This window comes from Gardnerella sp. KA00127 (genome assembly GCF_049244125.1).
Taxonomy (GTDB): Bacteria; Actinomycetota; Actinomycetes; order Actinomycetales; family Bifidobacteriaceae; genus Bifidobacterium; species Bifidobacterium swidsinskii.
In genome coordinates, this window is record NZ_CP058377.1 from 1,442,824 (window position 1) to 1,456,291 (window position 13,468).

Genomic DNA, 13,468 nt, shown 5'->3' on the forward strand with positions numbered 1-13,468 from the left:
AACTATGGCAGCATTTAGTTCGTTAACAGACCGCCTTTCCAATGCTTTTAAGCATTTGCGCAGCAAAGGCAAGCTATCAGAATCCGATATTGACGGCACAATTCGCGAGATTCGCCGCGCACTTCTCGACGCAGACGTTGCGTTGGAAGTAGTCCGCTCATTCACTGCTCAAATTCGCGAGCGCGCTCTTGGTGAGGAAGTTTCGCACGCTTTAAATCCAGCTCAGCAAGTTGTGAAAATTGTAAACGACGAGCTTACGCAGGTATTGGGCGCAGGTGTAGATAGGCAGCTTAATTTTGCGAAGTACCCTCCAACTGTAATTATGCTTGCAGGTTTGCAAGGTGCAGGTAAAACTACGCTTGCTGGAAAGCTGGGCTACTGGCTAAAGGATGCAGGTCATACTCCTTTGCTTGTAGCAGCAGATTTGCAACGACCTAATGCAGTCACACAGCTGCAAGTTGTTGGCGAGCGCGCAGGAGTTCCTGTATTTGCTCCAGAAAAGGGTGTGCAAACAGGCGGAAGCGCGATTTCTTTGCCATGGTTCACTAAAGGCGACCCTGTTAAGGTTGCGCGCGATTCTATTAATTATGCGCGCGAAAAAATGTATGACACTGTGATTATTGATACCGCAGGTCGTTTGGGTGTTGACGAAGAGCTTATGAAGCAGGCACGCAATATTCGCGATGCCGTGCAACCGCAAGAAGTGCTGTTTGTTATTGATGCAATGATTGGTCAGGATGCTGTTCGCACTGCTCAAGCTTTTAACGATGGCGTGAACTTTACTGGCGTTGTGCTTTCTAAGCTTGATGGCGACGCTCGAGGCGGTGCTGCACTTTCGGTTGCAAGCGTTACTGGAAAGCCGATTTTGTTTGCTTCTACAGGTGAAGGTTTGAAGGATTTTGAAATCTTCCATCCTGATCGAATGGCTTCACGCATACTCGATATGGGCGATATTTTGACGCTTATTGAGCACGCACAGAAGCAGTTCGACGAAGAAGAATCGCGCAAGGCTGCTGCAAAAATAGCTGAAGGCAACTTTGGTTTGGATGATTTTTTGGAGCAGCTTCAGCAAGTTCGTAAGCTTGGCTCAATGAAGAAGCTTTTGGGCATGATGCCTGGAATGGCAGCTCACCGTCAGGAGCTTGAGCAGTTTGACGATAAGGAAATTGACCGAACTGAGGCAATTATTCGCTCTATGACTCCTCAAGAGCGTAGAAATACAAAGATTATTGACGGATCTCGCCGCGCGAGAATTGCTGCTGGTTCAGGCGTGAGCGTTTCGCAAGTTAATGCACTTTTGCAACGTTTCGAGCAGGCTGCAAAAATGATGAAGCGAATGAGCGGAGGCGCTGGAATGCCTGGCATGGGCGGGATTCCTGGATTCGGTGGAGCCGGCAGTAAGTCGAAGCGCAAAGATAAGAAAGGCAAGAAGAAGGGCGGAAAGTCCGGAAATCCAATGCGCAGGGAAGCTGAAGAGCGCGCGTTGCGTGAGCGTCTTTCTGGCGAATCTACTAGCGACGATGTTGCAGGTTCTGCTTTTGCAAAGCCACAGCAACCAAATCTTCAGAATCTTCCTGAAGGACTTAAGGAACTTATGAATTCCGAAGATGCAAATCAAGATAATCAACTGCCACCTAACTTTGGCGGCGGATTAGCTGGCTTATTCGGTCGATGATTTTAGTATTGGCGTTTTTGTGGGTTATATTTGTGCCGCTTCTTTTGTGGCAGCTGCTGCGTTGGCTGCCAGCAGGTGCGGATAAATATAACCCACTTCCGTATATTATTGCGCTGCTTCCACTTGCAACTTACGTTGTGGGAGCACTGTTTTTGTGTAATTTTGGCGGTTTTTTGCTGTATACATGCTGCGCAGAGAAAGTAGCGCACTCGCTTAATTTAGCGCAATCTTACGCGAAATCTTACGGATATTTATGTATTGCGTACGCTGTGCTATTTTTGATTTCGCTTAAGTCGCATACGCCGTACTGGTTTGCAAAATTACGTAGGTTGCACGAAAGCAGGTCGTCGCGCAAAAGCTGCAAGGAACAGCATCAAGAAATACGCGTGATGACTCTTAACTGCAGATACGGAAAAGCGAGCGCATCCGAAATAATAGAAATAGCGAAAAAATATCACGTAAATACGTTACTTTTACAAGAATTAAGCAAGTCTTTAGTAAAAAATCTTGAAAAACTTGGAATATACAAGATTTTTCCAACTTCGTGCGTAGGTGCGCAAAGTGAGCATAATAACGGCGGATTCAACGCTATTTTTACGCAATATTCCGCGATTTCTACTTGCAATAATTCCGTAAAAATTGAAGCTGCAAGCGTACCAAGCGTTACAACTTGCTTAGATTTTGGTGCAAATGAAAAAGTTTTGGTGAAATTTGCTTCTGCACATCCAAAGTCACCGATGCGTGGGTGTGCTGCTTGGAGTAATGGAATTCGCGCACTTGCGACTATTGATTCTACTACTGATTCTTTCGCCGATTGCACTAACGAATGCGCTGACGAATCTACTTCGAAAACTTGCGATTTAGCAACTCTTACTATTGTTACTGGCGATCTTAATTCCACAGTCGACCACCCAAGCTTTCGCTCGCTTTTGAAATACGGATTTACAGACGTTGCGCTTTCGCTTGGAAAGCGTCTACGCACATGGCCTACATGGCTTAAGTGGCCAAATCTTACACTTGACCATGTGCTATTTTGCGCAAAAAACTGTAAATCTAACGCACTATGGCAAAAGAATGTAGTTGTCGACGGCACTGATCACTTAGCATACATCGCAGCAATCGACCTACAATCACTAGATAAAAACGTCCAAGCGCGCAGGCATAATAGATAAGTTATTCGCGTGAATCGGCGCCCTCTTCCCGACCACGTGAGGAACATGTGGAAGCTCGCAAGGAGTGCCCCACACCCGAACGAAATTCCACGACTCTAGTTATAAGGAGAGCCATTTTGGCAACCAAGATTCGTCTTAAGCGATTGGGCAAGAAGTTCTATGCCTTTTACCGTGTAGTCATTTCTGATTCACGCAACAAGCGCAACGGTCAGTCCATCGAAGAGATCGGCGTTTACGATCCAAACAAGCAGCCATCTATGATTCAGATTGATTCTGAGCGCGCACAGTACTGGCTTGGCGTTGGCGCACAGCCAACCGAACCAGTGTTGAAACTCTTGAAGATCACTGGTGACTGGCAGAAGTTCAAGGGTCTCGACGGTGCCGAAGGCACGTTGAAGACTTCTGAAGCTGGTCCAGACGCACAGGCTCGCGTTGAAGCTGTTGAAGCTGAAGCTCAGAAGCTGAAGGCCGCTAAGTCTGAAGCCGCTGCTAAGGCTCAGGCTGCAGCTGAAGCCGCTGCAAACGAAGCCGAAGAAGTCCCAGCTGAAGCTGCGGAAGCTGCCGAAGCCGAGGAAAAGGCTGAGTAATCATGCTGGCTCAAGCTGTTGAACATCTCATTAAGAACATCGTGGATTTTCCAGATGACGTGTCGGTACGTTCTCACGAAAATGCTCGCGGCGAATTGCTTCGAGTACGCGTGAATCCTGAAGATATTGGTCGCGTTATTGGACGCAATGGTCGTACCGCTAATGCAATTCGCATTGTTGTGCAAGCTTTGAGCAACCACAATGTGCGCGTTGACATTATGGACGTACGTAAGTGAGATGAACGTGGCATTAGACCAACAATCTTTTGACAACCCTCAGCAAAGTCGTAATGACCTGCTGAGGGTTTGTCGTATCGGTAAAGCCCAAGGTTTAAAAGGCGAAGTTACTGTACAAATTTTTACAGATGAGCCTTACGAACGTTTTGAGCCAGGAAATGTATTGTGCACTGCAGACGGCGAGCGCGAGTTCGTTATTGAGAACGCAAGAACATTCAAAAATCGTTGGATTTTACTATTCGAAGAATCACAAAATCGCAACGATGCGGAAGCACTTAATGGCACTGAATTGTATGTACATGCGGAAGATGCGCAAGAACTTGCTGCCGAAAATGCTTGGTATATTAAGGATTTAGTCGGTTTACAAGCGCGCTTGTGCGAAGAAAATCAGCTTGGGCTGCCGGCTTGCACTATTGGAAAAGTTGTGGATGTGCTCGACGGTGCGCAATCTTTGCTAAAAATCCGCTTGAATAATCCGATTGACGACGATAATAAGACTGCGCTTGTGCCATTTGTTGAGGCACTTGTGCCGGAAGTTGACGTTGCAAACGGGTATTTGACTATTGATCCTCCGGGCGGTCTAATTCCGGGGCTTTCGTAGTTTTCATAGTTTTATCAGTTTTCGTAGTAGAGTGCCTTATGATGGACATCGATATTATTTCCGTATTCCCAGAATATTTTCGCATGCTAGACCTAAGTTTGTTAGGCAAAGCGCAAAATAATGGTTTATTGCAAATTCGCGCATACAATTTACGCAAATGGACTCACGATGTGCATCAATCTGTTGATGACACGCCGGTTGGCGGTGGTGCTGGCATGGTTATGAAGCCTGAGGTTTGGGCGGAATGCTTAGACGAGCTGCTTAGCTTGCCAAAATCTGAAGTAAAAAATACGTGCGATACGTGCGATAGTTGCGAAGAAGCAAAAATCGTGACTAATAAAATAGACTCAACTAAACCAATTCTTATATTCCCGAACCCTTCTGCCCCACTATTTACGCAAAAAGACGCAACGGAATTAAGCAACGCAAATCATTTGGTATTTGGATGCGGCAGATACGAAGGCTACGACGCTAGGATTCCAGAATATTACCGCGCGCAAGGAATTGACGTACGCGAGTATTCAATTGGCGATTACGTGCTAAATGGCGGAGAAGTTGCAGTAAGCGTTATGCTTGAGGCAATTACACGCTTAATCCCTGGGTTTATGGGAAATCCTGAGTCGATTGTTGAAGAGTCGTACACAGGATCGGACGCACTCTTGGAACACCATCAATACACGCGTCCAACTACTTGGCGAGGTATAAGCGTTCCGGAAATACTCACTTCCGGAAATCACGCCAAAGTTGATCGTTTTCGTCGAGATGAAGCTATATCTCGCACAAGCGAAATTCGACCTGATTTGATTGAAAAATTGGACTGCCACAAGATAGATAAAGCGGATCGAAAAACGCTTATGTCGCTCAGATGGGAAGTTTCTGGCGATCATCCGCGCAAAAACTCGCGCTAGCAGCAAAAGCCGGAAATACTCCGGCAACAGTATTGCTATGCTAGCGTTAATTACTTGTTGATTAGAGAACACTAACATTATTGCTGCCGCACGCACAACACAAAATCTCTCCACCATAACACCACCACCTGTTTAGTACGCTAACTTCAATGTACTAATATTCGTGTGGTAGAGATTTGAGATTTTTCGCACTGAGCGCGGCGAACGTCAGAGCCGCAGGCTGCTGATTCACCAAGCGAAGAAGAAAAATCGAAAAATCTCTGCGATAAGGCACGGTTATTAACGATTAAACACGCAGAGTTTGGGGGATTTCTCTACGAGCACTAAAAGAGGACTGCGCATTGACTTGCCGGAGCGCTTAAAGCGTAGCGCGCGGAGGCACTTCAATGCGGAAACTCGCTAAAGTTGGAAGTCCAGTGGACTTCCAACGCGAGTTTCGCAAGCGAGCGTAATAAAACGCGAGCTTATCGTTAAAAAAGTTTAAGAATAAAGCGCCCGAAAGAACGCTCACGCGCAAAGCGCGCTCGCTACTGAGCTTGCGTTGAAAGCACACCGCGCTTTCAACTTGAGCAAGCTCACGCTCCGAGTTGCTTTCACGCGCGCAATGCTGTGTGAAAGCAGGTCGTAGCGCATGCGAGGAAAGAAATCCCCCGAAACTCGCGCCACATCCTGAGTACAAAAACAGATTGTAACGAAGCCGAATCAGATCAATCGCGCTTAGGCTGAATGAACAGCACGGAAGTTTCTCCGTAATTACGCGTATCAAACAGCTCCCAGCCCTCAGGCATAGTCGGCAAAACACTTCGCGCGCTACGCTCCAACACAATCAACGTATCCGCAGAAACGCTCGCAACTCCGCTCGCAATCATCGAAGTCAATAAACTTTCGCAATCCGCAGTTTCGTAAGCATAAGGCGGATCAATAAAAATCAAGTCAAACGCTTCCCCACTATAATCCGCAACGAACTGCTCCGCGCGCTTTCGAAGAACCCTCATAGAAAGCGCAGAATCCCAAACCTTTGAACTCTGCAACGCTTTCGACGTACGAAGTATCAGCGCAGCCGCTTGCGAATTTGCTTCAACAGAAACAAGCTCACGCGCGCCACGAGATAGCGCCTCAACTCCTAACGCACCTGTGCCGGCGAATAAATCAAGAACGCGAGCATTGTGCATAACATCCCACGAATCGAGCCTAGAAAATATCGCTTCTTTCGTGCGATCTGTAGTAGGTCTTGTACACGACTGCGCTGAAGTAAGCGGCAAAGATTTAAAACGTCCAGCAATAATGTGCATTCTTCTAGCTTATCCTCCCCCTCCCGACAGTCATTGTTACTCAATGCGATTTTGTGATTATTTAGTATTGTCTATGAGTTTTAAACACATTTGTTGGAGAATTTACTGGCATTTGTTTTCGGTTTCGATACTCGCTTTACAGCTGTGTAAAGGAAGTGTCGCGCGCAGAAAGCAAAAAGCGGCAAAGCATAGGAAATCCTAGCTTTACCGCTTAATTTTATTCACTTAAGATTACGCAAACTCACGCGTCAATCTTACTTATTTACTTCTTCAGGATTCGGGATTAAGAAGGAGCAAGCAAACGCAAGCGCAAGTAACACAATGCCCGCAACCATCGAAGCCATGTATCCGCCTGTTGCACCATTAGTTCCTGCAACATTCGTCATCACAGCGTAAAGAATTGCAAAGCTTAAGCCAGCACCCAAGTTAAAAGCACCAGCGTTCATGCCTGGCAAGTATCCTGGATTATCCTTTGGAGAAAGCACAATACCAAGTCCGTTAAGCATAATGTTTGCAACACCTGCGTAGCTTACGCCCAAAGCCAGCGAAAGCGCAACCAAAGACCACACCGATGGATTATTAGCAACATACATACCAAACACAACGCCAATCACACTGACAATAATGCCAGCACGAAGTACCAAACGGTAACCAAACTTGGCAGCCAGCATACCAGCCACAGGCCCAAACAAGAAGCCAATAATTGCGTAAGGCGTCAACGTTGCAAAGCTCACCACGTCAGCACCCAAGCCAGCACCAAACTTAGCATCCTGAGCAAGCTGCGGCACTACACCATTCATCAAAGCAAAAACGCCAGTCATGGTAAGCAGCGTGCAAGAAAGCAAGCCCCACGTGCGACGCTGCTTCATGTAATGCGTCGAAACCAAAGGAGCAGCAATCTTTCCTTCAATTCTCCAGAAAATCGCGAAGAAGATTACAGCCACTACCACAAGGCCTGCAACCATAGTCAAGTTAGCATTTGCAAGCTTATCAATTTCATTAATAGCAAGATATGCTGCAAGGAACGCAATACCAAGCGTCACAACGCCCAACCAATCCATCTTTGAAGTTTCCTCCGCATAAGATTCTTCAGCAGCAACAATCACCATAATCACTGCCGCTACAGCAATACCTGCCATAGTCCAGAACACCGAACGGAAACCAAACTTTCCAGCAAGCCAACCGCCAAGCAACGCATCAACGCCAGCAATACCACCGTTTACAGATGTCAAAATTGCCATTAGCTTTGCGTAACGCTTTTCTTCAGTTACGCGCACGCGAAGCATAATCAAGCACATCGGCACTACAGGACCAGAAGCACCCTGCAAAATACGTCCAAGCATCAAAATATTCACATCTGGAGCAAGCGCAGACACTACGCAGCCCGCAATCGTTGAAATCAAAATGCCAATAAGCACCTTCTTACGACCGACTAAATCAGATAAACGCGGCAAAAACAGTGAGAATAAAGCAGCAGCAGTAAAGAACACTGTTTGAGTTAAGCCGATTTGCGTATCGGTTGCGTGAAGCTCTTTTGTCATTGTTGCTAATGCTGGAGAAAGCATTGAAGCGTTGAGCTGGAAAGCAAAAATAGCAACGAGTAGCGCCGTCATTAGCGCAACAATTGATCGCCCACCCTTGTCTAGCATGGAAGGCGTTGGAGATGAAACTTCAGTCATAATAGCCTCATATCAAATTTCGTATAAATTTTATTTTTGCGCAACTTTACCGCTTTATTTTCTTTCGGTAAATTTGCAGTATTGTTGCGCAAAATATCGTGAATAATTCTAGTACAAATCAGCCGATACGCTTCAGCGCGTCAATAATCAAATCCCAGAATTTATCGAAATCAAGTTTGGTTGCAACTTGCGTATGGCATTCTTCTGCGGATGGTTCTGGTCCGCGCAAATCTGCAACGGTCATACCAACTGTTAATTCGCCCTTAATTTCAACGTCTACAGGGCAGCGACGAGTAGCCACCACACTGTGGTCAATCAAATAAGCAATCGTGCAAGGATCATGAACTGGCGGATCAATAAAGTCTTGATTATCCTTATACGCTTTACGGAAGAAGTCCATCAAACCGCTAGCAAACGCAGAAAGAGGCGTGCCAATAGCATTAATCTTTGCTTGCACTTCAGGAGTGCAAAGTGCCTGATGCGTCAAATCAAGGCCGACCATAGTAATAGGCCAATCCTCATTAAACACAACATGCGCAGATTCTGGATCAACCTTAATATTAAACTCAGCAACCGCGCTCCAATTACCAACGTGATATCCGCCGCCCATGAGCACAACTTCCTTCACACGTCTTACGATTCGTGGCTCAAGGCGCACTGCCATAGCAATATTGGTGAGCGGACCAGTTGGTACAAGCGTAATCGTGCCAGGTTCGTTGCTCATAATCGTATCAATAATCCAATTTACAGCGTGGCCTTCGTCCAATGGTCGCGTTGGTTCTGGAAGCGTTACGCCGTCTAAGCCGCTTTCGCCGTGCACGGAAGCCGCAACTTCCAGAGGGCGGACCATTGGTCGGTCGCAGCCTGCGTGAACTGGAATGTGAGTTGCACGAGCCATTTCGAGAGTTGCACGCGCATTATACGTGACTTTTTCAAGGCTTTGGTTGCCGCCAACTGTAGTTACGCCGAGCAACTCAATATTTGGGTTACCAAGTGCCAACAGAATAGCCATGGCGTCATCATGGCCAGGATCGCAATCTAGGATGATTGAAGTCATCATTACTCCTTCGTAGATAACTAACTTCTTGTTAATAACTTACGTAAATAGTTTTCAGTTATTTTTGCTATTACGTTTGCTACTAACTGCTGTTAATTTATGCGTAAATTGCTCTATGATCCATGCTCGTACGCCACTACGCATTTCGCTGCACATACGCTCCATTGCATCATACAACACTAATTACCTAACATTTGTTTATATAACTAAACAAATGACTAATAACAAGTATAGCAGACCTACTATTGTATGCAAGAAAAATTTACAAGATTAATTCGTAAATTAAATAAAAGAAATAAAATCAGCGCAAAAAGCACTAATTAAATGCGCTCATGAATATTCGTCATGCGTTGAGAAATAAGTTCTGGATTAAACAACTCATGTACAGGCTGCATAGATTCAGTATTCAAAGCTGCAGCAGCAACCGCAAATCTGCCAGTTTTTGAAGAATCAAATTCGTTATATCGCGCGTAAATAAGCGCCGCAGTAGCAGCATCGCTAGAGCCGTTGTCGTTGCCGACTGCTTCAACACCAACATTGCTATTTCCGCGAGTTAGCATCATTCTCTGGACGCGCTTAACTGGGACAGGATAGAACGACACTCCCTCATCTGCAACACCATAAGCAACTCCTGCGCGACCGGCATTTACAAATACACGTTTTACTCCACGCTTGAGAAGCACATTCGCACAGCGAATTGCAGAACGCTCGTCAACAGCATTAACGCCAGTTAAAGCCTGCGATTCAGCAGTATCTAAAATAAGGGTGTCAATACGAGACAATCTAGAAAGCACTCGAGGAGCTTTTGCATCCGTAATTGCACGAACAATAATAGGACGGCGATAACGGTCACATAGCCACTCAATTGACTTTTGCGGAATATTAGTATCCAACACCAAAATATCAGCATTTTCAATAATGGACATGCGCTCACGCAAAAAATCAGGAGTCATGTGGTCGTAAATACTCATATCGTCTAAAGCAAGCAAACGCTGACCAGAAGCGTCACCAACATACATGTACGAAGCAGTCATTGACTCAGGAAGTTGCTTCGCATAACCAATATCTAAGCCGTTTGCAGCAGCATCAATGCGGAAAAGCTCTCCGTTGTGATCGCCACCGTAGACAGAAACCATGCTTGTGCGAATATTAAGACGTTCCAACGCGACTGCAATATTCCTTCCAACACCGCCTAGCATATAGCGCACACGGGAAGCATTAGACGTGTAATCCATCAAATCTCCGCAAGCAATGCCAAGAACATCCATGCTAATTCCGCCAACAACAGTCACATAACTTGGAGGAGTAACAATATATCCCTTACCTCGTAAATATCCTTTGCGAATTAAATTGGAAATATGAGCAGCCACACCTGAACGAGTAATTCCTGCGAGATTTGCAAGTTCCTGTTGGCTAATCATCGGGTTTTGTTGAATCCAAGTCAAGATTTGTTGTTCGCGTTCGGTCATTGTCGCCTCATCTCTATTGTGATTACAAATGATGCCTACTATCTAGGATATTCACAATTCTCATAATATGCACGTAAATTTATGTAATTTTGTTGTTTTTTTATATTATATCCAACAAAAGTTGATATTAATTATCAATTAAAAATAGTTTCTTACCGTATTTTTTACTAAATTAAGTGCATAAATATGCAATAATTTTTTCTTTATACTTTTTTTATAGGATAATTTATTCATACAATATTGTAATCTTTATAAGATATTTTGCGCGCAAATTCAGAACTTTAGAATTTTAATTGCTTACGATTTGCGCACTTCCACCTCTCGTAAAATCAAGCACTGCACCTGCAAGATACGGCAACGAAACAAGATGAGTGTCTTTTTGCAAAGTCTCCAACGCATCTTCACGAGCCATAGCGATAATCTTTGCATCCTTAACAACTCGCAAAATCTTCAAACTCGAGCGACCACCCGACTGCTTATCGCCAAGAACATCGCCAACATTGCGCAATTCCAAATCTTTCTTAGCAATTACGGCACCATCTAGCGAATTTTCAACAACTTGCAAACGTTCTTGAGCAAGACTTCCATCCTCAGTTTGCGCAACCAAAAATGCCCAAGAATTCGTGCCACCACGCCCAACACGTCCACGCAACTGATGCAATTGCGCAAGACCAAAACGATCCGCGTCAAAAATCACAATGCAACTCGCTTGAGGCACATCAACACCGACCTCAATAACCGTTGTAGCTACAAGAACTTGCACATCTCCGCGCGCAAAACGTTCCATCGTTTCGCGTTTCGTAGCATCATCGTCGCGACCAGTAAGCTTAGCAAAAGTAACGCCTTTAAATTGCGGCAAAGCTGAAAGCCGCTTCAAAATGCCGTTAACTGTATGAAGTTTGCGCAAAGAATCTGCGTTATTTTCTTCAGATTGATTAGATTGCACAGATTGCGAAACATCTTCAAAACCTTCAGATTCATCGCTATCAAAATCCCTACCAAAATTACTAACAGAAGCACTACCAGAATCCCTACCAGAATCCTCATTAAAATCATCATCAATATGCGCGCAAACAACATACGCACGCTCACCTGCATCAATGCGAGCACGAATATGCGCAAACATTCTCGCCATAGTATTCGCATCCGATTCTTGCACAACAAAAGTGCGAATAGGTTTTCTACCTCCAGGCAGTTCAGTTAAATACGAAGCATCCAAATCACCGAACCACGTCATAGCAGCAGAGCGCGGAATAGGCGTTGCAGTCATTACTAAAAGATGCGGTGTAAAAGACTTTTCAGCACTATTATGCGAATCTACGCTCATTTTGCGCAACAAAACATCGCGCTGCTCAACACCAAAACGATGTTGCTCGTCAATAATTACCAAAGCTAAATTAGTCGGCTTAAAAGTCGACGAGAACGCTGCATGAGTTGCAACAATAAGCGAAGGCTCTCCACTTGCCACACTCGCTAGCGCACGTCTGCGATCCGCAAGTCTCATGCCTCCAGTTACGACGATTACAGGCACCTTTAGATTCGCGCGCGCAATCATTTGGCGCAAATTTTCGGCATGTTGAGACGCCAGAACTTGAGTAGGAGCCACAAGCACAGCCTGATAGCCTGATCCAACTGCCTCGAGCATTGCAGCGAGCGCAACAACTGTTTTTCCGGAACCAACTTCACCTTGAAGCAAGCGACGCATCGGATGGTGCTCACGCATGTCACGTACAATCTCATCAATTACATCTTTTTGACCTGCAGTAAGCTCAAACGGCAAACTTTCCACAAATTCATTTCTTATAAGAGAATTATTACAAGATTTTGCTTGATTATCTTTAGAATCTTCACGAGATCGCAATACAGCTACTTGGGAAATAAAAGCTTCTTCATAGCGCGACGAGTCAACAGCTTTATAAAATTCGTCAACTGATTGCGGATTATGAATTGAGTATATTGCTGACGCTCTAGTCATGAGGTTACGTTTTTTTAGCACTGATTCAGGCGTAATATCTGGGATTTGCAGGAATTCACTAGTGCAAGCTGCGGAATTTTTAGAAGCTGCGGAATCTTCAGAATCTTTAGAAAGTGCAGAAAGTATAGAAAGTATAGTTTCGTGAATATGCTCGCTGGAAATCCTAGAATTTGCATGATACACGGGCATAGGCGCGCTCATACGCGCCAAACCATCTTCCACACTTCTTACAGTATCGCGAGATTGATGCAAGCTATCACTTTCTTCTACAGCAGATACAGTAAGAATTTGAGGATGCGTAAATTGCAATTTACCATTAAAAGCGCTAGACGTACCGCCAACAACAACCATTTCACCAACATGCATCTTTGCGGAAAGCCACTGAGCGTATTGACGATTTTTAGAAAAATAAATAAGTTGAGCTACCGCTTGCATATCTTGCAAAACGTTAATTTCGATTCTAAAACCGCGACGAGCGTTCATAGGCACAACGTTAATTGACTGAACTTGCGCATAGAAAGCCACTTCTTCGCCAATTTTTATATCTTTTAAGTTCGCAATTCTCAATGGACTTGTGACTCTAAACGGGTAGTAAGTCAATGCGTCTTCGACTGTGACTATGCCCAAAGATTTTAATGCAGAAACGCGTCGCTTATTGCTGATTATTGCACAAAGCGAAGTATGCATTTTGGCTGAGTTCGTGGGCGTATTTAGCATATTTCGATTATAAATCATTCGCAATCAGGAATATAACGTGCGCACGAAAAAATACGCAAATACAAAAAAGCCCCGAGCAACACTCAGGGCCTTACAATTT

General features: G+C 44.9%; 11 protein-coding genes. 6 read left to right on the top strand and 5 right to left on the bottom strand.

Annotated features, from left to right (window positions below; all coding sequences use genetic code 11):
• The first annotated feature begins 4 nt into the window (after nt 1-4).
• From ffh to trmD, 6 genes are all read left to right on the top strand, one after another.
• The gene (gene ffh, locus HXT48_RS05835; protein WP_102155422.1) at nt 5-1,675 is read left to right on the top strand and encodes a signal recognition particle protein; all 1,671 of its coding nucleotides are present in this window, start codon (nt 5-7) and stop codon (nt 1,673-1,675) included.
• Nucleotides 1,672-2,847 (top strand): endonuclease/exonuclease/phosphatase family protein, encoded by a 1,176-nt coding sequence (locus HXT48_RS05840; RefSeq protein ID WP_102155423.1) that lies wholly within the window; start codon nt 1,672-1,674, stop codon nt 2,845-2,847. The genes ffh and HXT48_RS05840 overlap by 4 nt, the downstream gene beginning before the upstream one ends.
• 116 nt (nt 2,848-2,963) lie before the next feature.
• Nucleotides 2,964-3,434 (top strand): 30S ribosomal protein S16, encoded by a 471-nt coding sequence (rpsP, locus tag HXT48_RS05845; protein ID WP_012913862.1) that lies wholly within the window; start codon nt 2,964-2,966, stop codon nt 3,432-3,434.
• A 2-nt stretch (nt 3,435-3,436) separates the two neighbouring features.
• A complete protein-coding gene (locus HXT48_RS05850; RefSeq protein WP_004105376.1) occupies nt 3,437-3,670 on the top strand; it encodes an RNA-binding protein in 234 nt (77 codons plus the stop codon).
• A 1-nt stretch (nt 3,671) separates the two neighbouring features.
• Nucleotides 3,672-4,271: a ribosome maturation factor RimM gene (gene rimM / locus HXT48_RS05855; RefSeq protein ID WP_012913861.1), complete on the top strand. Its 600-nt coding sequence runs from the start codon at nt 3,672-3,674 to the stop codon at nt 4,269-4,271.
• A gap of 41 nt (nt 4,272-4,312) precedes the next feature.
• Nucleotides 4,313-5,179, top strand: coding sequence for a tRNA (guanosine(37)-N1)-methyltransferase TrmD (gene trmD, locus HXT48_RS05860; RefSeq protein ID WP_174182824.1), 867 nt, complete (start codon nt 4,313-4,315; stop codon nt 5,177-5,179).
• Nucleotides 5,180-5,886: 707 nt separating this feature from the next.
• On the opposite strand, the gene rsmD is transcribed toward trmD, so the two are convergent.
• From rsmD to HXT48_RS05885, 5 genes are all read right to left on the bottom strand, one after another.
• On the bottom strand, nt 5,887-6,471 hold the full coding sequence (rsmD, locus tag HXT48_RS05865) for a 16S rRNA (guanine(966)-N(2))-methyltransferase RsmD (protein ID WP_012913858.1): 585 nt from the start codon (nt 6,469-6,471) through the stop codon (nt 5,887-5,889).
• A gap of 254 nt (nt 6,472-6,725) precedes the next feature.
• Entirely contained in the window at nt 6,726-8,150 is a 1,425-nt protein-coding gene (locus HXT48_RS05870; protein ID WP_004110247.1) for an MFS transporter, read from the bottom strand.
• A gap of 118 nt (nt 8,151-8,268) precedes the next feature.
• Nucleotides 8,269-9,207, bottom strand: coding sequence for a nucleoside hydrolase (locus tag HXT48_RS05875; RefSeq protein WP_033888576.1), 939 nt, complete (start codon nt 9,205-9,207; stop codon nt 8,269-8,271).
• A 320-nt stretch (nt 9,208-9,527) separates the two neighbouring features.
• Nucleotides 9,528-10,676 (bottom strand): PfkB family carbohydrate kinase, encoded by a 1,149-nt coding sequence (locus HXT48_RS05880; protein ID WP_076002633.1) that lies wholly within the window; start codon nt 10,674-10,676, stop codon nt 9,528-9,530.
• A gap of 289 nt (nt 10,677-10,965) precedes the next feature.
• Entirely contained in the window at nt 10,966-13,386 is a 2,421-nt protein-coding gene (locus HXT48_RS05885) for an ATP-dependent DNA helicase RecG (protein ID WP_102155428.1), read from the bottom strand.
• Nucleotides 13,387-13,468: the final 82 nt, after the last annotated feature.